At 70.6% G+C, this 19,750-nt stretch carries 18 protein-coding genes and 1 pseudogene; 11 read left to right on the top strand and 8 right to left on the bottom strand.

The window, feature by feature from the left end; genetic code table 11:
- Window positions 1-116: 116 nt before the first annotated feature.
- The 5 genes from pgl to tkt are packed head-to-tail and all read right to left on the bottom strand — an operon-like array spanning window position 117 to window position 6,713.
- Complete coding sequence (gene pgl / locus ACFXPK_RS26005; protein WP_385079098.1) at window positions 117-899, bottom strand: 6-phosphogluconolactonase; 783 nt, start codon at window positions 897-899, stop codon at window positions 117-119.
- A complete protein-coding gene (gene opcA / locus ACFXPK_RS26000; RefSeq protein ID WP_385007695.1) occupies window positions 896-1,936 on the bottom strand; it encodes a glucose-6-phosphate dehydrogenase assembly protein OpcA in 1,041 nt (346 codons plus the stop codon). Before opcA ends, pgl begins: the two co-directional genes overlap by 4 nt.
- The gene (gene zwf, locus ACFXPK_RS25995) at window positions 1,933-3,465 is read right to left on the bottom strand and encodes a glucose-6-phosphate dehydrogenase (RefSeq protein WP_385079095.1); all 1,533 of its coding nucleotides are present in this window, start codon (window positions 3,463-3,465) and stop codon (window positions 1,933-1,935) included. The genes opcA and zwf overlap by 4 nt, the downstream gene beginning before the upstream one ends.
- Window positions 3,466-3,469: 4 nt before the next feature.
- Window positions 3,470-4,588 carry a transaldolase gene (tal, locus tag ACFXPK_RS25990; RefSeq protein ID WP_385007378.1) on the bottom strand — a complete coding sequence of 373 codons (1,119 nt, stop codon included), beginning with the start codon at window positions 4,586-4,588 and terminating at the stop codon, window positions 3,470-3,472.
- A 34-nt stretch (window positions 4,589-4,622) separates the two neighbouring features.
- A complete protein-coding gene (gene tkt / locus ACFXPK_RS25985) occupies window positions 4,623-6,713 on the bottom strand; it encodes a transketolase (protein ID WP_385079091.1) in 2,091 nt (696 codons plus the stop codon).
- 322 nt (window positions 6,714-7,035) lie between these two features.
- On the opposite strand from tkt, the gene ACFXPK_RS25980 reads away from it, so the two are divergent.
- From ACFXPK_RS25980 to ACFXPK_RS25970, 3 genes and pseudogenes are all read left to right on the top strand, one after another.
- Window positions 7,036-7,989 carry a heme o synthase gene (locus tag ACFXPK_RS25980; RefSeq protein ID WP_385007382.1) on the top strand — a complete coding sequence of 318 codons (954 nt, stop codon included), beginning with the start codon at window positions 7,036-7,038 and terminating at the stop codon, window positions 7,987-7,989.
- A 127-nt stretch (window positions 7,990-8,116) separates the two neighbouring features.
- A pseudogene (locus ACFXPK_RS25975) lies at window positions 8,117-8,482 on the top strand (hypothetical protein); the annotation flags it as partial.
- Between the two features lie 346 nt (window positions 8,483-8,828).
- On the top strand, window positions 8,829-9,977 hold the full coding sequence (locus ACFXPK_RS25970; protein ID WP_385079088.1) for an amidohydrolase: 1,149 nt from the start codon (window positions 8,829-8,831) through the stop codon (window positions 9,975-9,977).
- 2 nt (window positions 9,978-9,979) lie between these two features.
- On the opposite strand, the gene ACFXPK_RS25965 is transcribed toward ACFXPK_RS25970, so the two are convergent.
- The 3 genes from ACFXPK_RS25965 to ACFXPK_RS25955 all read right to left on the bottom strand — a co-directional run bounded on the left by ACFXPK_RS25965 (window position 9,980) and on the right by ACFXPK_RS25955 (window position 12,864).
- The gene (locus ACFXPK_RS25965) at window positions 9,980-10,954 is read right to left on the bottom strand and encodes a heme A synthase (protein WP_384995836.1); all 975 of its coding nucleotides are present in this window, start codon (window positions 10,952-10,954) and stop codon (window positions 9,980-9,982) included.
- Between the two features lie 120 nt (window positions 10,955-11,074).
- Window positions 11,075-11,884: an ABC transporter permease gene (locus ACFXPK_RS25960; protein ID WP_385079085.1), complete on the bottom strand. Its 810-nt coding sequence runs from the start codon at window positions 11,882-11,884 to the stop codon at window positions 11,075-11,077.
- Entirely contained in the window at window positions 11,881-12,864 is a 984-nt protein-coding gene (locus ACFXPK_RS25955; RefSeq protein WP_384995831.1) for an ABC transporter ATP-binding protein, read from the bottom strand. Before ACFXPK_RS25955 ends, ACFXPK_RS25960 begins: the two co-directional genes overlap by 4 nt.
- Window positions 12,865-13,043: 179 nt before the next feature.
- Here ACFXPK_RS25955 and ACFXPK_RS25950 point away from each other — a divergent pair, with 179 nt between their 5' ends.
- From ACFXPK_RS25950 to ACFXPK_RS25915, 8 genes are all read left to right on the top strand, one after another.
- Window positions 13,044-13,787 carry a helix-turn-helix transcriptional regulator gene (locus ACFXPK_RS25950; RefSeq protein WP_384995829.1) on the top strand — a complete coding sequence of 248 codons (744 nt, stop codon included), beginning with the start codon at window positions 13,044-13,046 and terminating at the stop codon, window positions 13,785-13,787.
- Window positions 13,784-15,205 (top strand): Fe-S cluster assembly protein SufB, encoded by a 1,422-nt coding sequence (sufB, locus tag ACFXPK_RS25945; RefSeq protein ID WP_384995827.1) that lies wholly within the window; start codon window positions 13,784-13,786, stop codon window positions 15,203-15,205. Before ACFXPK_RS25950 ends, sufB begins: the two co-directional genes overlap by 4 nt.
- 100 nt (window positions 15,206-15,305) lie before the next feature.
- Window positions 15,306-16,487, top strand: a complete 1,182-nt coding sequence (gene sufD, locus ACFXPK_RS25940) for a Fe-S cluster assembly protein SufD (protein ID WP_384995825.1) — start codon at window positions 15,306-15,308, stop codon at window positions 16,485-16,487.
- A complete protein-coding gene (locus ACFXPK_RS25935; protein ID WP_384995822.1) occupies window positions 16,487-16,804 on the top strand; it encodes a non-heme iron oxygenase ferredoxin subunit in 318 nt (105 codons plus the stop codon). Before sufD ends, ACFXPK_RS25935 begins: the two co-directional genes overlap by 1 nt.
- Window positions 16,805-16,811: 7 nt before the next feature.
- On the top strand, window positions 16,812-17,576 hold the full coding sequence (gene sufC, locus ACFXPK_RS25930; protein ID WP_384995820.1) for a Fe-S cluster assembly ATPase SufC: 765 nt from the start codon (window positions 16,812-16,814) through the stop codon (window positions 17,574-17,576).
- Window positions 17,573-18,829 carry a cysteine desulfurase gene (locus ACFXPK_RS25925; RefSeq protein WP_384995817.1) on the top strand — a complete coding sequence of 419 codons (1,257 nt, stop codon included), beginning with the start codon at window positions 17,573-17,575 and terminating at the stop codon, window positions 18,827-18,829. Before sufC ends, ACFXPK_RS25925 begins: the two co-directional genes overlap by 4 nt.
- A gap of 22 nt (window positions 18,830-18,851) precedes the next feature.
- Window positions 18,852-19,316: a Fe-S cluster assembly sulfur transfer protein SufU gene (gene sufU / locus ACFXPK_RS25920; protein ID WP_384995814.1), complete on the top strand. Its 465-nt coding sequence runs from the start codon at window positions 18,852-18,854 to the stop codon at window positions 19,314-19,316.
- Window positions 19,313-19,651, top strand: a complete 339-nt coding sequence (locus ACFXPK_RS25915; RefSeq protein ID WP_329826174.1) for a metal-sulfur cluster assembly factor — start codon at window positions 19,313-19,315, stop codon at window positions 19,649-19,651. The genes sufU and ACFXPK_RS25915 overlap by 4 nt, the downstream gene beginning before the upstream one ends.
- The last annotated feature ends 99 nt before the right edge of the window (window positions 19,652-19,750 follow it).

Genomic DNA, 19,750 nt, shown 5'->3' with positions numbered 1-19,750 from the left:
ACACTACCTAGCGGCCCCCCCCCCTCACCCCCCCACCCACCCCCCCACACCCCCCCCCTCACCCGCAGCCGGCTCTGGCCCCCCCGCCCCCCCCCCGCGCGGACCTACGGAGAGCCTCAGGCGGAGGCCGGGGGGTACAGATCGCGGGGGAGGGCCGAGGCCGCCGCCGCGTCCAGCAGCCACAGAGTGCGGCTGCGGCCGTACGCACCGGCCGCCGGGGCCTGGATCTCACCCGCGCCGGACAGCGCGATCTCCGCCGCCTTCGCCTTGTCCTCGCCCGCCGCCAGCAGCCAGACCTCGTGCGCCGCGCGGATCGCGGGCAGGGTGAGGGAGATCCGCAGCGGCGGCGGCTTGGGCGCGCCGTGCACCGCGACCACCGTCCGCTCGGTCTCCCGGACGCCCGGCAGCTCGGGGAAGAGCGACGCGACATGGGTGTCGGGGCCGACACCCAGCATCAGCACGTCGAAGGTCGGCACCGGACCGTGGTCCTCGGGCCTGGCCGCCGCCGCCCGCTCCGTGGCGTACGCGGCGGCCGCCGCCTCCACGTCGCTGCCGTACGGCCCGTCCGAGGCGGCCATCGCGTGCACCCGCGCCGGGTCCAGCGGCACCGAGTCGAGCAGTGCCTCCCTCGCCTGGGTGATGTTCCGCTCCGGGTCGCCCTCCGGCAGGAAGCGTTCGTCGCCCCACCACAGGTCGAGCCGGGACCAGTCCACCGCGTCCCTGGCGGGCGCCGCCGACAGCGCGGCCAGCAGCCCGTTGCCGTTGCGCCCGCCCGTCAGCACCACCGACGCGGAGCCGCGCGCGGCCTGGGCGTCCACGATCTTCGTGATCAGCCGGGCCGCCGCGGCCTGCGCCATCAGCTCCTTGTCGCGGTGCACGACGAGCTGCGGAGCGCTCACTTCGACGCCGCCTTCTTCACCGGCATGCTCGCCGGTGTGACCGGGTGCGCGGGCGCGTGCTCCGAGGAACCCGCCTCCCGCGTCGGCAGCGGCGGCAGGGAGGAGGACTTCGACTCCCCCAGCCGGTGCACACCGAACTTCAGCGCCGAGGCGTAGGTGTCGTCCGGATCCAGCCGCCGCAGCTCCTCCGTGATCAGCTCCGCGGTGTCCCGGCGCTTCAGCGCGACCGCCCGGTCCGGCTGTCCCTCTATGGAGAGCGTCGCGAGCGAGCCGTCCGCCCGGTCGAGGGTGATCGGCCCGCAGGTCGTCTCCATCCGGACCGCCGTGAGACCGGGGCCCGCGGAGACGGAGCGCCGTACCGGCACGCGCAGCCGGTTCGCGAGCCACATCGCGAGCAGCTCACCGCTCGGGTTGTGCTCCTCGCCCTCCACCTCGACCGAGGTGACCTTGCAGTCCACCTGGTCCAGGGCCGCCGCGACCATCGAGCGCCACGGCGTGATCCTGGTCCAGGACAGGTCGGTGTCGCCCGGGGTGTAGGCGTCGGCGCGGGCCGTCAGCTCCTGCACCGGGTGCTCGGCCGCGTACGTGTCCGTCACGCGGCGCTGGGCGAGCTTGCCCAGCGCGTCCTTGGCCGGGTTGACCGGCGCGTTGACCGGCCACCAGACCACGACGGGCGCGTCGGGCAGCAGCAGCGGCAGGACCACCGACTGGGCGTGGTCCGTCACCTCGCCGTAGAGGCGCAGGACGACCGTCTCACCGGTGCCCGCGTCCGTGCCGACCCGCACCTCGGCGTCGAGCCGGGCCTGCGCCCGGTCGCGCGCCGAGCGCGAGATCCGCTTCACGACGACGAGCTTGCGCGACGGGTGCTCGCGGGACGCCTCGTTGGCGGCCTTGAGCGCGTCGTACGCGTTCTCCTCGTCGGTGACGATGACCAGCGTGAGCACCATGCCGACCGCGGGTGTGCCGATCGCGCGGCGCCCCTGCACGAGCGCTTTGTTGATCTTGCTGGACGTGGTGTCCGTAAGGTCGATCTTCATGGCCGGCGCCAGCTCCGTCCGTCTCGTGCGAGCATTTCGTCCGCCTCGACCGGACCCCAGGTCCCGGACTCGTACTGCGCGGGCTTGCCGTGCTTGTCCCAGTAGTGCTCGATCGGGTCGAGGATCTTCCAGGACAGCTCGACCTCCTCCAGCCGCGGGAAGAGGTTCGAGTCGCCGAGCAGCACATCGAGGATGAGCCGTTCGTACGCCTCGGGGCTGGACTCCGTGAAGGACTCGCCGTACGCGAAGTCCATCGAGACGTCCCGGACCTCCATGGAGGTGCCGGGGACCTTCGAGCCGAACCTCATCGTCACGCCCTCGTCCGGCTGGACCCGGATGACCAGGGCGTTCTGCCCCAGCTCCTCCGTGGCCGTGTGGTCGAAGGGCGAGTGCGGCGCGCGCTGGAAGACGACCGCGATCTCCGTGACCCGCCGGCCGAGCCGCTTGCCGGTCCTGAGGTAGAAGGGGACGCCCGCCCAGCGGCGGTTGTCGATCTCCAGCTTCACCGCGGCGTAGGTGTCGGTCTTCGACCGGGCGTCGATTCCGTCCTCCTGGAGATAGCCGACGGCCTGCTCGCCGCCCTGCCAGCCCGCGGCGTACTGCCCGCGCACCGTGCCCTCTCCCAGGTCCTTGGGCAGCTTGACCGCGCCCAGCACCTTGGTCTTCTCCGCGACCAGCGCGTCCGCGTCGAAGGAGGCGGGCTCCTCCATCGCGGTCAGCGCGAGCAACTGGAGGAGGTGGTTCTGGATGACGTCACGGGCGGCGCCGATGCCGTCGTAGTAGCCGGCCCGGCCGCCGATGCCGATGTCCTCGGCCATGGTGATCTGGACATGGTCGACGTACGACCGGTTCCAGATCGGCTCGAAGAGGGTGTTGGCGAACCGCAGCGCCAGGATGTTCTGGACGGTCTCCTTGCCCAGGTAGTGGTCGATCCTGAAGACCTCGTTGGACGGGAAGACCTCGTGGACGACCTTGTTCAGCTCCTTGGCGGAGGCCAGGTCGTGTCCGAACGGCTTCTCGATGACCGCGCGGCGCCAGGAGCCCTCCGTCTGGTCCGCCAGCCCGTGCTTCTTGAGCTGCTGGACGACCTGCGGGAAGAACTTCGGCGGCACGGAGAGGTAGAACGCGAAGTTCCCGCCCGTGCCCTGTGCCTTGTCCAGCTCCGCGATCGTCGACTTCAGGTTCTCGAACGCGTCGTCGTCGTCGAAGTCGCCCTGGACGAAGCGCATCCCCTGGACGAGCTGCTGCCAGACCTCCTCGCGGAACGGTGTACGCGCGTGCTCCTTGACCGCGTCGTGCACCTCCTGCGCGAAGTCCTCGTCCTGCCATTCACGGCGGGCGAAGCCGACGAGGGAGAAGCCCGGCGGCAGCAGACCACGGTTGGCGAGGTCGTAGACCGCAGGCATCAGCTTTTTGCGGGACAAATCGCCCGTGACGCCAAAGATGACCAGGCCCGACGGCCCCGCGATACGCGGGAGCCGTCGGTCCGCGGCGTCACGGAGCGGGTTCGCTCCGTGGGTTGCGGTCAAGGTTTCAGCCCTCCGAAGGGGCGAGGCGCTTGAGCTCCGCCTCGGTCGACTTGAGCAGGTCGTTCCAGGACGCCTCGAACTTCTCGACGCCCTCGTCCTCCAGAAGCTGGACGACCTCGTCGTACGAGATGCCCAGCTTCTCCACGGCCTCCAGATCGGCGCGCGCCGTGTCGTACGTGCCGCGCACCGTGTCACCGGTGATCCGGCCGTGGTCGGCGGTGGCTTCGAGGGTGGCCTCCGGCATGGTGTTCACCGTGTTGGGCGCGACCAGCTCGTCCACGTACAGGGTGTCCTTGTACGCGGGGTCCTTGACGCCCGTCGAGGCCCACAGCGGACGCTGCTTGTTGGCCTGCGCGCGGTCCAGGGCGGCCCAGCGGTCCGAGGAGAAGACCTCCTCGTACGCCTCGTACGCGAGGCGCGCGTTGGCCAGGGCCGCCTTGCCGCGGGCCTCCTTGGCCTCGGGCGTGCCCAGCGCGTCGAGCCGCTTGTCGATCTCGGTGTCCACCCGGGACACGAAGAAGGACGCCACCGAGTGGATCTTGGAGAGGTCGAGGCCCGCGGCCTTCGCCTTCTCCAGACCCGCGACATAGGCGTCCATGACCTCGCGGTACCGCTCCAGCGAGAAGATCAGCGTGACGTTCACGCTGATGCCCCGGCCGATGGTCTCGGTGATCGCGGGCAGCCCCGCCTTCGTCGCCGGGATCTTGATGAGGGTGTTCGGGCGGTCCACCAGCCAGGCGAGCTGCTTCGCCTCGGCGATGGTCGCCGTGGTGTTGTGCGCGAGACGGGGGTCGACCTCGATGGAGACCCGGCCGTCCTGGCCCTGCGTCGCGTCGAAGACGGGGCGCAGGATGTCGGCGGCGTCCCGGACGTCCGCCGTCGTGATCATGCGAATGGCTTCCTCGACGGTGACCTTCCGGGCCGCGAGGTCGGTGAGCTGCGTGTCGTAACCGTCGCCGCCCGAGATCGCCTTCTGGAAGATCGACGGGTTCGTCGTGACGCCCACCACGTGGGACTGGTCGAGAAGCTCCGCCAGGTTCCCGGAGGTGATCCGCTTGCGCGACAGGTCGTCGAGCCAGATCGCGACGCCTTCGTCGGAGAGGCGCTTGAGTGCGTCTGTCATGAGGTTTGCATCTCCTACAGTTCGTATATGGGCGTCAGCGCGCCGCGGCCTCAAGAGATTCCCGGGCGGCGGAGACCACCGCGTCGGCGGTGAAACCGAACTCGCGGAAGAGGACCTTGGCGTCCGCCGAAGCGCCGAAGTGCTCCAGCGACACGATCCGGCCCGCGTCGCCCACGTACCGGTACCAGGTGAGCCCGATGCCCGCCTCGACCGCCACCCGCGCCTTCACGGCCGGCGGCAGGACGCTGTCCTTGTACGCCTGGTCCTGCTCCTCGAACCACTCGACCGACGGCATCGAGACGACCCGCGCCGGCACCCCGGCGGCCTGGAGCTGCTCACGCGCCTCCACGGCGAGCTGCACCTCGGAGCCCGTACCGATCAGCACGACCTGCGGGGTGGTGGCCTGTCCGTCCGGACCCTCGGCGTCGAAGAGGACGTAACCGCCCTTCGCCGCCTCCTCGTTGGCCTCGTACGTCGGCACGCCCTGGCGGGTCAGCGCCAGACCGTGCGGGGCGCCCTTCTCGTGCCGCCTGAGGATCTCGGCCCAGGCGATCACCGTCTCGTTGGCGTCCGCCGGGCGGACGACGTTCAGGCCGGGGATGGCGCGCAGCGCCGACAGGTGCTCGACCGGCTGGTGCGTCGGGCCGTCCTCGCCGAGACCGATGGAGTCGTGCGTCCACACGTAGGTGACGGGGGCCTGCATCAGCGCGGCGAGCCGGACGGCGGGCCGCATGTAGTCGGAGAACACCAGGAAGGTGCCTCCGTAGATACGGGTGTTGCCGTGCAGCGCGATGCCGTTCATCGTCGAGCCCATCGCGTGCTCGCGGATGCCGTAGTGCACCGTGCGGCCGTAAGGCGACGCCTCCGGCAGCGGGTTGCCCTCGGGGAGGAACGACGACGTCTTGTCGATGGTCGTGTTGTTCGAGCCCGCGAGGTCGGCGGAGCCGCCCCACAGCTCGGGGATGACCTCGCCCAGCGCCTGGAGGACCTTGCCGGACGCGGCGCGCGTGGCGACGGCCTTGCCGGTCTCGAACGCGGGCAGCTTGTCCTGCCACCCCTTCGGCAGCTCGCCCGCCCGCACGCGGTCGAACGTGGCGGCGCGCTCCGGGTTGGCGGTGCGCCAGGCGGCGAAGGTCTTCTCCCACGCGGCACGGATCTCGCGGCCCCGGTCCAGCGCCTCACGGGTGTGCGCGATGACCTCGTCCTCGACGGCGAAGGACTTCTCGGGGTCGAAGCCGAGCACCTCCTTCGTCGCGGCGACCTCGTCGGCGCCGAGCGCCGAGCCGTGCGCCGCTTCGGTGTTCTGCGCGTTCGGCGCGGGCCAGGCGATGATCGAACGGGCCGCGATGAACGAGGGGCGCTCCGTCTCGGCCTTGGCCGCCTTGAGCGCCTCGTACAGGGCGAAGGGGTCGAGGTCGCCGTCCGGCGCCTGCTCGACCCGCTGGACGTGCCAGCCGTACGCCTCGTACCGCTTCAGGGTGTCCTCGGAGACCGCGGTCTCCGTGTCGCCCTCGATCGAGATGTGGTTGTCGTCCCACAGCAGGACCAGGTTGCCCAGCTTCTGGTGCCCGGCCAGCGAGGACGCCTCGGCGGAGATGCCCTCCTGGAGGCAGCCGTCGCCCGCGATCGCGTAGATGGTGTGGTCGAACGGCGAGGTGCCCGCCGCGGCCTCCGGGTCGTACAGTCCGCGCTCGTACCGGGCCGCCATCGCCATGCCCACCGCGTTCGCGACACCCTGCCCGAGGGGGCCCGTGGTGGTCTCCACGCCGACCGTGTGTCCGTGCTCCGGGTGGCCCGGGGTCTTCGAGCCCCAGGTGCGGAAGGACTCCAGGTCGCTCAGCTCCAGGCCGTAACCGGCCAGGTAGAGCTGGGTGTAGAGCGTCAGGGACGAGTGGCCCACCGAGAGGATGAACCGGTCGCGGCCGGTCCACTGCGCGTCGGAGGGGTCGTGCCGCATCAGCTTCTGGAAGAGCACGTACGCGGCGGGGGCCAGACTCATGGCCGTACCCGGATGGCCGTTGCCGACCTTCTGTACGGAATCCATGGCCAGGACGCGGGCGGTGTCTACAGCCCGACGGTCCAATTCGGTCCATTCAAGGTCTGTGGTGGTCGGCTTGGTGCTCACCCTGAGTCAGGGCTCCTCTCCACATGTTCTCATCCCGGCGTCTGAGGGCGCACCGGGTCGTTGTCGAGCCTACCCGCAGCATCCGACATCTTTCCGAGCGTCTTTCCAGGGTGCGGTGCGTGCGGGGACTTCGCCTCTCGGCGGGCTGTCGGCAGGGTGTACGGGGCGGGTCGGGACCGCGTTCAACCCGGCGTTCAACACGACTCCGCACGCCCCACCCCGGCGACAATCGGGATATGGGCAACGTCTAGAGTGGCGCGGTAAGCGCAAGCCTTTACGGGGCCTTCACGCCCGGAAGCTTGCTGGGATTTCTCTGTCAGGGGTGTGCGTGACGGCCGTCGAGTCCCGACCCGCAGGGGTCGCCTTGACTCCGAGCTCGGGGGGCCACCGGCCGTTCGGTGCCCGCGTCAAGGCGTTCGTGATGCTGACCAAGCCGCGGATCATCGAACTGCTGCTGATCACCACCGTTCCGGTGATGTTCCTGGCCCAGCAGGGCGTGCCGAATCTGCTGCTGGTGCTCACTACGTGTATCGGCGGTTATCTCTCCGCCGGTGGCGCCAATGCGCTCAACATGTATATCGACCGCGACATCGACGCGCTGATGGACCGCACGTCGCAGCGCCCTCTTGTCACGGGAATGGTCTCGCCGCGCGAAGGACTCGTCTTCGGCCTCACGTTGACGGTCGTCTCGACCCTCTGGTTCGGATTTCTCGTCAACTGGCTGTCCGCGGCGCTCTCGCTGGGTGCCCTGCTTCTCTACGTCGTCGTCTACACGATGATCCTCAAGCGCCGTACCTCGCAGAACATCGTCTGGGGCGGTATCGCGGGCTGTATGCCGGTGCTGATCGGCTGGTCTGCCGTGACGAACTCGATGTCCTGGGCCGCCGTCATCCTCTTCATGGTGATGTTCTTCTGGACGCCGCCCCATTACTGGCCCCTGTCGATGCGTGTCAAGGCGGACTACGAGCGCGTGGGCGTCCCGATGCTCCCGGTCGTCGCGACCAACCGTGTGGTGGCCCGCCAGATCGTCCTCTACAGCTGGGTGATGGTCGCCGTCTCCCTGCTGTTGACGCCGCTGGGGTACACCGGGTGGTTCTACACGGTGGTGGCGCTCCTGGCCGGCGGGTTCTGGCTCTGGGAGGCGCACGGACTCCAGTCGCGCGCCAGGGCCGGGGAGTCGGGTGCGAAGCTCAAGGAGATGCGACTGTTCCACTGGTCCATCACCTATGTGTCGCTCCTCTTCGTGGCCGTCGCGGTGGACCCCTTCCTCCGCTAGGCCCTCCTCCGGGCGGGCTGGTGCCTCTTCCGGGACAGACGTTTCACCCGCGACGGGCGGGCCGCGTGGTCAAAGCCACGTGACCCGCCCGTCGCCCGTTGATCTACCCGTCGGTAGCATCCCGTGCATGGCAGAGACGCAGCAGGCAGATCAGAGCGACGGCACCGGCGGGAGCGACGCCGCACGCACCCGGAGCGAGGCGCGCGCCGAGCGCAGGGCCGCCCGGCTCGCGAAGCGGATCGGCGCCTTCGCCGGGCAGCACGGCGGCGCCGAGGGGCAGCTCGCGTATCTCGGGCAGGCCGGCACCCGGATCGTGCTCGTCGGCGCGGACGGCGCGTGGGGCGATCTCGTCGCCCCCACCCACGCGGTCGCGAGCGCCGCGGCGGAGCGGGCCGGGCTCACCCTCCACGAGACCTTCGACGGCGAGTTCGCGGCCAGGGTGCGCACCGGACCGTACGAGTGGGGCCGGATGGCCGGACTCCAGCTCGGCGGCAGGCCCGACAGGCGATCCGTGAACCGGCCCGGCGAAGAGCCCGGCCATGGAGCTGACAAAGAGTCCGGCCAAGAGGCCGACAACGGCGCCGACAGAGAGTCCGGCAACGGCGCCGGCAACCGGTCCGACGCGGCGTGATCCGTCCGGTGAGACGTGACCCGCCCGGTGCGCGCCCCTGAAGTGCTCCCCGAGCGCTCCCGGAGAGATCCCCGAGACGCCACCGGAACCCGCGTTCACCCGTTAGGACTGTGAGGAGTGACGACCTGGTCGTCGGACCGCCGGTCACCGGTCCGGCCGGTCACGCGGTCATGCGGTCCATGATCCACGGTCCACGACGGGAAGCCCGATGATCGAGACAGCGTCCCTCGTGGACCAGTACGGCCACGGCGTGCTCACCGCGGAGCTGGGGCTCGGCACCTTCGAGGCCCGGCTCGGCGGGGCCGCGCCCGCCGCCCCCGGCACCACCTTCTTCGACACCCAGACGGGGGTGGCGGTACGGCGCTGGTGCCCGCCGCTGCTCGGTCTCGAACCGCACTGCACACCGGCTCGCTATCTGGCCCGCCGCCGGGAACTCGGCTCGCTCGAAGTCTCCCGGCGGCTGCTGCGCGCCACGGGGATCTCCACCTATCTGGTCGACACCGGCGGTGTCGGGGGCCCCGGCGCCGCCGGTGCGTCCGACGAGCTGACCGGGGCAGCGGAGACCGCCGCGATGGGGGCCGCCCGCGGCCGGGAGATCGTCCGGCTCGAACCCCTCGCGGCGCGGGTCGCCGCCACCGCGGGCGGTGTGGGCGCCTTCCTCGCCGGGCTCGCCGAGGCCGTCCACACCGCCGCCGCCCCGGCCGTCGCGCTCAGCGCCGCCGCCACCACCCGTCCCGGTCTCGCGCTCGACCCCGGGCCGCCGGGCCCCGGCGAGGTGCGCGGCGCGGCCGGCCGCGGGCTCGCCGCGCGCGGCTCCGTGAGCGGTTGGGCCGACGACCGGCCCGGGACGGGCCCGCTCGGAGGAGGCCCGCCCCTCGACCCCGTACTCCTGCGCCATCTGCACTGGACCGCCGTCGGTACCGGGCTGCCGCTCCATCTGGAGACCGGCGGCGGCACCGACGTGTACGGATTCGCCGCGGCCACGGCGGGCGTCGGCGGCCCGCTGGTGCTGCGGGACACGTATCCGTACCACCGCGACGCGGCCCGCCTCACCGCCCTCTTCCCGCAGGTCCACGCCGATCTGGGCTCCGTCCTCGCCCGTACGGGGGCCGCGGCGGCGGGGGTGCTCGCCGAGATGCTGGAGAGCGCTCCGTTCGGGAAGCTGCTCTTCTCGACCGCCGCGCGCGGACTGCCGGAGCTGCATCTCGTGGGGGCCCGGGTCTTCCGGGCCGCGCTGGAGCGGGTCCTCGGCCACTGGGTGCGCGACGGGGCGTGGTCGGTGGGCGACGCCCGGCGCGTGGCGGGGCTGATCGCGGCGGGCAACGCCCGCCGCGTCCACGCCCTCGCGGACGACTGACCTCAGACGGTCGCGGGCGCCGGGTCCTGGCCCGCCTGGGCGGGGATCTCCGCCGTCGTACGGGGCCGCTCCCGCATGCTCACCGCGACCCGCAGCACGGCGATCCACACCACGGCCGAGCCGAACATATGGCTGCCGACCAGGATCTCCGGGGAGTCGGTGAAGTACTGCACGTATCCGACGGCGCCCTGCGCGAGCAGGATCAGCAGCAGATCGCGGGCGCGGGCCCGGGTGTCGGCCGGGGCGTCCACCACCCGCAGCACCAGCCACATCGCCACCGCCAGCGCGCAGACGAGCCAGGCGAACGCCGCGTGCACATGGGCCACGGTGATGTAGTCGAACGGCATCCGCGGTACGTCGCTGCTGTCCCCCGCGTGCCGGCCGGACCCCGTCACCGTCGTCCCCGCCGCGATCAGCACCGCCGAGGAGACGACCAGCGCCCAGGACAGCTTGCGCACCGGGCGCGGGACGCGCGGGCGGGGGGCGCCGTCGCCCTCGCGCGTGCGCAGCCAGGTGAGCGTGGTGACCGTCAGCAGACCGCTGGCGGCCAGGAAGTGCCCCGCCACCGTCCACGGGTTCAGCTCGGTCAGCACCGTGATGCCGCCGAGGACCCCGTTGGCCATGACGAGCCAGAACTGCGACCAGGCCAGCCTGGTCAGACCGGGCCGCCGCGGCTTGACGGAGCGCGCCGCGATGATCGCCCAGCCGACCGCCGCGCTCAGCACGTACGTCAGCATCCGGTTGCCGAACTCGATCGCCCCGTGCAGCCCCTGCTCCGGCGTGGCGATGAGGCTGTCGTCCGTGCACTTGGGCCAGGTGTCGCAGCCGAGGCCGGAACCGGTCAGCCGGACCGCGCCGCCGGTCACGATGATGAGCACGCTCATCACGACGGCGGTGAAGGCGGCGCGCCGGAGCATACGGGGGGAGGGTGTCCAGCGCTGGGCGATGTACGCGAGGGGGTTCAACACGGCCACCATGCTAGGTCGGAGCTTGTGCAGGATTTCACGAGGGGTACGTATGCCGCATTCGCGCTGGTGGGGAAGGTACCCGACGGTCGGCCGCCGGTCCGGGCGGCTTCTCCCGGCGGCCCCGGGCGGCTACTCCCAGCGGAAGAGGCGGCCCGCCGCGCCGAGACCGAGCACGGCCCAGACGGCCAGTACCCCGAGCCCGCCCCAGGGGACCCCCGCGCCGTGCTGGAGGACGTCGCGCAGCCCGCCGGAGAGCGCCGAGATCGGCAGCAGCTCCAGCACCGCGCGCGCCGCGTCGGGGAACTTGTCCAACGGCACGATCACCCCGCCGCCGACCAGCAGCAGCAGGAAGACCAGATTCGCGGCGGCCAGCGTCGCCTCCGCCTTGAGCGTGCCCGCCATCAGCAGCCCGAGCCCGGAGAACGCGGCGGTGCCGAGCACCAGCAGCAGCAGGACGGCGAGCGGGTTGCCCCGCGGCGACCAGCCGAGACCGAAGGCGATCACCGTCAGCAGGACGACCTGAAGGACCTCCGTGACGAGTACGGAGAGCGTCTTGGCCGTCATCAGGGCCCAGCGGGGCAGCGGCGACACCGCGAGGCGCTTGAGCACCCCGTACCGCCGCTCGAAACCGGTGGCGATGGCCTGCCCGGTGAACGCGGTGGACATCACCGCCAGCGCCAGCACGCCCGGCGCGAGGAAGTCGACGGCCTTCCCCCCGCCCGTGTCGACCACGTCGACGGTCGAGAAGAGGACCAGCAGCAGCGACGGGATGATCACGGTCAGCAGAAGCTGCTCGCCGTTGCGCAGCAGCAGCTTCGTCTCGAACGCCGTCTGCGCCGCGATCATGCGCGCCAGCGGCGCCGCGCCGGGCGCCGGGGCGTACGTGCCGCCGCTGGGGGCGCCCGTACCGCTGACGGCGCCGCCGGTGCTCGTGCTCATGGACGCAGCTCCTTGCCGGTCAGTTCGAGGAAGACGTCCTCCAGGGTGTGCCGCTCGACGGATATCCCGTCCGCCATGACCCCGTGCTGCGCGCACCAGGAGGCCACCGTGGCCAGGAGCTGCGGGTCGACCGAGCCGCCGATGCGGTACGAGCCCGGCGACAGCTCGGCGGCCTCGGAGCCGTCGGGCAGCGCCTTGAGCAGCGAGCCGAGGTCGAGCCCCGGGCGTCCGGAGAAGCGCAGGGTGTTCTCCGCGCCGCCGCGGCACAGCTCCTCGGGGCTGCCCTGGGCGATGACCCGGCCCGCGTCGATGATCACGACGTCGTCGGCCAGTTCCTCGGCCTCGTCCATGAAGTGCGTGGTCAGCACCGTGCCGACGCCGTCGGCGCGCAGCTCGCGCACCAGCTCCCAGGTGGAGCGGCGGGCCTGCGGGTCGAGTCCGGCGGTCGGCTCGTCGAGGAAGACCAGCTCGGGGCGGCCGACCACGGCCAGCGCCAGCGCGAGCCGCTGCTGCTGGCCGCCGGAGAGCCGCCGGTAGGTCGTCCGGCCGCAGCCGCCGAGGCCGAGCCGCTCGATCAGGGCGTCCACGTCCAGCGGGCGGGCGTGCAGCCGGGCCATGTGGCGCAGCATCTCATCGGCGCGCGCGCCGGAGTACACGCCACCCGACTGGAGCATCACCCCGATGCGCGGGCGCAGTGCGGCGGCGTCGGCGACCGGGTCCAGTCCGAGGACCCGTACCGAGCCCGCGTCGGGCCTGCGGTAGCCCTCGCACGTCTCGATGGTGGTGGTCTTGCCGGCTCCGTTGGGGCCGAGGACCGCGGTGACCGTACCGGCGCCGACCACCAGGTCCAGGCCGTCCACGGCAGTGGTGGTGCCGTACCGTTTGACCAGGCCACGGACCTCTACGAGGGGCGTACCCGGGGGCGGGCCCGCGGTCGTGCCGCTGTCGGGCAGGGGGCCACCCGGGAAGACGCTGCGCATGCGGGAAGTCTAGGCAGGACGGGCGCGCGGGAGGTCCGGCGGGGGCGCGGGGTGGACGAAAGGGGCACCAGAAGGGCCGGAAACAGCCTTTTCTTAGGTAACCCTTAGTGACGAAGCGCACCGAGGGTCGTCCGCCACCTCGGTTGTCAGCGCCGACGGAATTACGCAACAATGGCGTTGTGAAATACATGGACGAGGCTCCGCAGGAGGAACTCGCGACCGGTGAGCACTCCACTCGCAACCGGGTCGCGCGCTCCATCCTGGACCACGGCCCGTCCACCGTCTCCGATCTGGCGAAGCGCCTCGGGCTGACCCAGGCGGCCGTGCGCCGCCACCTCGACGCGCTGGCCGCCGATTCCGTGGTGGAGCCGCGTGACCAGCGGGTCTACGGCTCACGCGGACGCGGCAGGCCCGCCAAGGTGTTCGCCCTGACCGACTGCGGCCGGGACGCCTTCGACCAGTCCTACGACCAGCTCGCCGCCGACGCCCTGAAGTGGATCGCGGCCTCGGCCGGCGGCGGTGCACCGGGCGAGGCGGCCGTCGCCGCCTTCGCCCGCGCCCGGATCGCGGCCCAGGCCGAGAGCTACCGGAAGTCGGTCGAGGCCGCCGGGCCCGGCGGGCGCACCGAGGCGCTCGCGAAGGCGCTGAGCGCCGACGGGTACGCTGCTACGGCGCGCGGCGCTCCCGGCCAGCAGGGCGAGCAGCTCTGCCAGCACCACTGCCCGGTCGCGCATGTCGCCCAGAAGTTCCCGCAGCTCTGCGAGGCGGAGACGGAGTTCTTCTCCCAGCTTCTCGGGACGCATGTGCAGCGGCTCGCCACCCTCGCCCACGGCGACGGCGTGTGCACGACCTTCATTCCCCGCGCCACCCCACAGACCACCGACAACGCATCCGAAAGCACAGCCGGGAGGAACCCCGCATGACGCTCCCCACCGAGACTGCCCATCCTGAGCTCGAAGGTCTGGGTACGTACGAATTCGGCTGGGCGGACTCCGACGCCGCCGGCGCAGCCGCCAAGCGCGGCCTCTCCGAGGCTGTCGTGCGCGACATCTCGGAGAAGAAGAACGAGCCGGAGTGGATGCTGAAGCTGCGGCTCAAGGGTCTGCGGCTGTTCGACAAGAAGCCCATGCCGAACTGGGGCTCCGACCTGTCGGGCATCGACTTCGACAACATCAAGTACTTCGTGCGCTCCACCGAGAAGCAGGCCGCTTCCTGGGAGGAACTGCCGGAGGACATCAAGAACACGTACGACAAGCTCGGCATCCCGGAGGCGGAGAAGCAGCGCCTCGTGGCCGGTGTCGCCGCCCAGTACGAGTCGGAGGTCGTCTACCACCAGATCCGTGAGGACCTGGAGGAGCAGGGCGTCATCTTCCTGGACACCGACACCGCGCTGAAGGAGCACCCGGAGCTCTTCCAGGAGTACTTCGGCACGGTCATCCCGGTCGGCGACAACAAGTTCGCGTCGCTGAACTCGGCCGTGTGGTCCGGCGGATCGTTCATCTACGTGCCGAAGGGTGTGCGCGTCGACATCCCGCTCCAGGCCTACTTCCGTATCAACACGGAGAACATGGGCCAGTTCGAGCGGACGCTGATCATCGTCGACGAGGACGCCTACGTCCACTACGTCGAGGGCTGCACCGCCCCGATCTACTCCTCGGACTCGCTGCACAGCGCCGTCGTGGAGATCATCGTCAAGAAGGGCGGCCGCTGCCGCTACACGACCATCCAGAACTGGTCGAACAACGTCTACAACCTGGTCACCAAGCGCGCCGTGGCGTACGAGGGCGCGACCATGGAGTGGGTCGACGGCAACATCGGCTCCAAGGTCACCATGAAGTACCCGGCCGTCTACCTGATGGGCGAGCACGCCAAGGGCGAGACGCTCTCCATCGCCTTCGCGGGCGAGGGCCAGCACCAGGACGCGGGCGCCAAGATGGTCCACATGGCCCCGAACACCTCGTCCAACATCGTCTCCAAGTCGGTGGCGCGCGGTGGCGGCCGTACCTCCTACCGCGGTCTGATCGAGATCGGCGAGGGCGCCGAGGGCTCCAAGTCCAACGTGCTCTGCGACGCGCTGCTGGTCGACACCATCTCGCGCTCCGACACGTACCCGTACGTCGACGTCCGCGAGGACGACGTGTCGATGGGCCACGAGGCGACCGTCTCCAAGGTCTCCGAGGACCAGCTCTTCTACCTGATGAGCCGCGGTCTCTCCGAGTTCGAGGCGATGGCGATGATCGTGCGCGGCTTCGTCGAGCCGATCGCCAAGGAGCTGCCCATGGAGTACGCGCTGGAGCTGAACCGGCTGATCGAGCTCCAGATGGAGGGCTCCGTCGGCTAGTCACGACCGGCCGGCCCGACCCGGCGTCCGCGCGGCTCGTACGAACTGAGCGGCGACCGTTTTTCTTACGCAGAGGCAGAGAGAGAGCACGACGACAGCCATGGCTGAGGCTCAGAACATTCCGGCGGGCTCCACGACTGCCGGTTCGATCGCGGTGGCCGCCGAGTCGACCGTCGCCACGCGCATGAGCGCGCCCCCGTCCTTCGACGTGGCGGACTTCCCCGTCCCGCACGGCCGCGAGGAGGAGTGGCGGTTCACGCCGCTGGAGCGGCTGCGCGGGCTCCACGACGGCACCGCCGTCGCGGTGGACGGCGGCGTCACGGTCGAGGTGACCGCCCCCGAGGGCGTCACCGTCGAGACCGTGGGCCGCGACGACGCGCGGCTCGGCAGGGCCGGCGCCCCGGTGGACCGGGTCGCCGCCCAGGCGTACTCCTCGTTCGAGAAGGCGTCCGTCGTCTCGGTGCCCAAGGAGACCGTGGTCGCCGAGCCGATCCGGATCGCCGTCCACGGCGAGGGCGGCACCGCCTACGGCCACCAGGTCGTCGAGCTGGGCGCCTTCGCCGAGGCGGTCGTCGTCATCGACCACACCGGCGACGGGGTGCTCGCCGCCAACGTCGACTACCTGATCGGGGACGGCGCCAAGCTGACCGTCGTCTCCGTCCAGGACTGGGACGACAAGGCCGTCCACGTCGGCCAGCACAACGCGCTGGTCGGCCGCGACGCCTCGTTCAAGTCGATCGTCGTCACCTTCGGCGGCGATGTCGTACGGCTCCACCCGCGCGTGCAGTACGCGGGTCCCGGCGGCGAGGCCGAGCTGTTCGGCCTCTACTTCACCGACCAGGGCCAGCACCAGGAGCACCGTCTCCTGGTCGACCACAACGCCCCGCACTGCAAGTCCAACGCCGTCTACAAGGGCGCGCTCCAGGGCAGCGACGCCCACGCCGTCTGGATCGGTGACGTCGTCATCCGCGTCCAGGCCGAGGGCACCGACACGTACGAGATGAACCGCAACCTGGTCCTCACGGACGGCGCGCGGGTCGACTCCGTACCGAACCTGGAGATCGAGACCGGCGAGATCGCCGGCGCCGGACACGCCTCGGCGACCGGCCGGTTCGACGACGAGCAGCTCTTCTACCTGATGGCCCGCGGCATCCCGGAGACCGAGGCCCGCCGGCTCGTCGTCCGCGGTTTCTTCGCCGAGCTGGTCCAGCAGATCGGACTGCCCGACGTCGAGGAGCGCCTGCTGGCCAAGATCGAGGCGGAGCTGGAGGCGTCGGTCTGATGTCCTTCGTCCGTGTCTGTGCCCTCGGCGAGCTGGAGGAAGACGCCCCGAAGCGGGTGGAACTCGACGGCACGCCGGTCACGCTCGTCCGCACCGAGGGCGAGGTGTTCGCGATCAACGACATCTGCTCGCACGCGAACGTCTCCCTCTCGGAGGGCGAGGTGGAGGACTGCGCGATCGAGTGCTGGCTGCACGGTTCCCGTTTCGACCTCCGTACCGGCAAGCCGTCCGGTCTTCCCGCGACGCGCCCCGTCCCCGTATACCCCGTACAGATCCAAGGGGACGATGTGCTCGTCTCCGTCACCCAGGAGTCCTGAGTCACCCATGGCAACGCTTGAAATCCACGACCTGCACGTCTCCGTCGAAGCGGAGAACGGCGCCCGCGAGATCCTCAAGGGCGTCGACCTGACCGTCAAGCAGGGCGAGACGCACGCCATCATGGGCCCCAACGGCTCCGGCAAGTCGACTCTCGCGTACTCCCTCGCGGGCCACCCCAAGTACACGATCACCGGGGGCACGGCCACGCTGGACGGCGAGGACCTGCTGGAGATGACCGCCGACGAGCGCGCCCGCGCCGGTCTCTTCCTCGCGATGCAGTACCCCGTCGAGGTCCCCGGTGTCTCGGTCTCCAACTTCCTGCGCACCTCGGCGACCGCCGTGCGCGGCGAGGCCCCCAAGCTGCGCACCTGGGTGAAGGAGGTCCGGGAGACCATGGAGCGTCTCCAGATGGACCCCGCCTTCGCCGAGCGCAACGTGAACGAGGGCTTCTCCGGCGGTGAGAAGAAGCGCCACGAGATCCTCCAGCTCGAACTGCTCAAGCCCAAGATCGCCGTCCTGGACGAGACCGACTCCGGCCTCGACGTGGACGCGCTGCGGGTCGTCTCCGAGGGCGTGAACCGCGTCCGCGGGACCGGCGAGGTCGGCACCCTGCTGATCACGCACTACACGCGGATTCTCCGCTACATCAAGCCCGACTTCGTGCATGTCTTCGCGCAGGGCCGGATCGCCGAGTCCGGCGGTGCGGAGCTGGCGGACAAGCTGGAGAACGAGGGCTACGAGGCATACGTGAAGGGGGGCGTCACCGCGTGACACCGTTGCCGGGCCTTCTCGACACCGAGTCGATCCGTAAGGACTTCCCGATCCTGGACCGGGTGATCCATGACGGCAAGAAGCTCGTGTACCTCGACTCCGCCGCCACCTCGCAGAAGCCGCGGCAGGTGCTCGACGCGCTGAGTCAGTACTACGAACAGCACAACGCGAATGTCCACCGCGGCGTGTACACCGTCGCCGAGGAGGCCACGGCGCTGTACGAAGGCGCGCGGGACAAGGTCGCCGCCTTCATCAACGCACCCAGCCGCGACGAGGTGATCTTCACCAAGAACGCCTCCGAGTCGCTGAACCTCGTGGCCAACATGCTCGGCTGGGCCGACGAGCCCTACCGGGTGGACCACGAGACCGAGATCGTCATCACGGAGATGGAGCACCACTCCAACATCGTGCCGTGGCAGCTGCTCGCGCAGCGCACCGGTGCGAAGCTGAAGTGGTTCGGCATCACCGACGAGGGCCGTCTCGACCTGTCGAACATCAACGAGGTCATCACGGAGAAGACGAAGATCGTCTCCTTCGTGCTGGTCTCCAACATCCTGGGCACCCAGAACCCGGTCGAGGCGATCGTCCGCCGCGCCCAGGAGGTCGGCGCGCTGGTCTGCGTCGACGCCTCGCAGGCGGCCCCGCACCAGGTGCTGGACGTCCAGGCGCTCCAGGCGGACTTCGTGGCCTTCACGGGTCACAAGATGGTCGGTCCGACCGGGATCGGCGTGCTCTGGGGCCGGCAGGAGCTGCTGGAGGACCTGCCGCCGTTCCTCGGCGGCGGCGAGATGATCGAGACCGTGTCGATGCACTCGTCCACGTACGCGCCGGCGCCGCACAAGTTCGAGGCGGGTACGCCCCCGATCGCCCAGGCCGTCGGCCTCGGCGCGGCCGTGGACTACCTGTCGGCGATCGGTATGGACAAGATCGCCGCGCATGAGCACGCGATCACCGAGTACGCGGTCAAGCGGCTGCTCGACGTCCCCGACCTGCGGATCATCGGCCCGACGACGGCCGAGGACCGCGGGGCCACGATCTCCTTCACGCTCGGCGACATCCATCCGCACGACGTGGGTCAGGTCCTGGACGAGGAGGGCATCGCCGTCCGGGTCGGGCACCACTGCGCGCGGCCGGTCTGCCTGCGGTTCGGAATTCCCGCGACGACGCGAGCGTCTTTCTATCTGTACTCCACTCCGGCCGAGGTCGACGCCCTGGCCGAGGGGCTGGAGCACGTCCGTAACTTCTTCGGATGAGGACGAGAAGGGCTGGCTGTCCGTGAAGCTGGATTCCATGTACCAGGACGTCATCCTGGACCACTACAAGCACCCCCACGGGCGCGGTCTGCGGGACGGCGACGCCGAGGTGCACCACACCAATCCCACGTGCGGTGACGAGATCACACTGCGGGTGCGGTACGAGGGCTCGCTGATCGCGGACGTCTCGTACGAGGGGCAGGGCTGCTCGATCAGCCAGGCCAGCGCGTCCGTGCTCAACGATCTCCTGGTGGGCCGGGAACTGGCCGACGCGCGGAAGATCCAGGGCGCGTTCCTGGAGCTGATGCAGTCCAAGGGCCAGTTGGAGCCGGACGACGCGATGGAGGAGCTGCTGGAGGACGCGGTCGCGTTCTCGGGCGTCTCGAAGTACCCCGCCCGCGTGAAGTGCGCCCTGCTGAGCTGGATGGCGTGGAAGGACGCGACGGCCCAGGCGCTGGGCGACAGCGCGACGAAGGAGACGGCATGAGCGAGAACGAGACCCTGACGACGAAGCCCGCCTCGGAGGAGGAGGTCCGCGAGGCCCTCTACGACGTGGTCGACCCCGAGCTGGGGATCGATGTCGTCAACCTCGGGCTGATCTACGGCATCCACATCGATGACGCGAACATCGCCACCCTGGACATGACCCTGACGTCGGCGGCGTGTCCGCTGACCGATGTGATCGAGGACCAGGCGAAGGCGGCGACGGACGGCATCGTCAACGAGCTGAAGATCAATTGGGTCTGGATGCCCCCGTGGGGCCCGGACAAGATCACGGACGACGGCCGCGAGCAGCTGCGCGCGCTGGGCTTCAACGTCTGAGAGGCCTCTGAGACGCCTCGTACGCGACAGGGCCCCCCCCCCCAACCCCCCGGGGCCCGCGGCGGTGTGTGTGGGCGGCAGAGGTGGGGGGGGCGGCCC

It is taken from the genome of Streptomyces sp. NPDC059142 (assembly GCF_042755665.1).
In the GTDB taxonomy this organism is placed as follows: Bacteria; Actinomycetota; Actinomycetes; order Streptomycetales; family Streptomycetaceae; genus Streptomyces.
The sequence above is the reverse complement of the archived record's forward strand: the minus strand, read 5'-3'. Positions and strand labels throughout refer to the sequence as shown.

What these genes read in the sequence shown, in the direction of transcription:
- opcA (WP_385007695.1), bottom strand. Translation starts at nt 1,936, where the DNA reads ATGAAGATCGACCTTACGGACACCACGTCCAGCAAGATCAACAAAGCG.
- tal (WP_385007378.1), bottom strand. Translation starts at nt 4,588, where the DNA reads ATGACAGACGCACTCAAGCGCCTCTCCGACGAAGGCGTCGCGATCTGG.
- ACFXPK_RS25970 (WP_385079088.1), top strand. Translation starts at nt 8,829, where the DNA reads ATGATCGAGACAGCGTCCCTCGTGGACCAGTACGGCCACGGCGTGCTC.
- ACFXPK_RS25965 (WP_384995836.1), bottom strand. Translation starts at nt 10,954, where the DNA reads ATGGTGGCCGTGTTGAACCCCCTCGCGTACATCGCCCAGCGCTGGACA.
- ACFXPK_RS25960 (WP_385079085.1), bottom strand. Translation starts at nt 11,884, where the DNA reads ATGAGCACGAGCACCGGCGGCGCCGTCAGCGGTACGGGCGCCCCCAGC.
- ACFXPK_RS25955 (WP_384995831.1), bottom strand. Translation starts at nt 12,864, where the DNA reads ATGCGCAGCGTCTTCCCGGGTGGCCCCCTGCCCGACAGCGGCACGACC.
- sufB (WP_384995827.1), top strand. Translation starts at nt 13,784, where the DNA reads ATGACGCTCCCCACCGAGACTGCCCATCCTGAGCTCGAAGGTCTGGGT.
- sufD (WP_384995825.1), top strand. Translation starts at nt 15,306, where the DNA reads ATGGCTGAGGCTCAGAACATTCCGGCGGGCTCCACGACTGCCGGTTCG.
- ACFXPK_RS25935 (WP_384995822.1), top strand. Translation starts at nt 16,487, where the DNA reads ATGTCCTTCGTCCGTGTCTGTGCCCTCGGCGAGCTGGAGGAAGACGCC.
- sufC (WP_384995820.1), top strand. Translation starts at nt 16,812, where the DNA reads ATGGCAACGCTTGAAATCCACGACCTGCACGTCTCCGTCGAAGCGGAG.
- ACFXPK_RS25915 (WP_329826174.1), top strand. Translation starts at nt 19,313, where the DNA reads ATGAGCGAGAACGAGACCCTGACGACGAAGCCCGCCTCGGAGGAGGAG.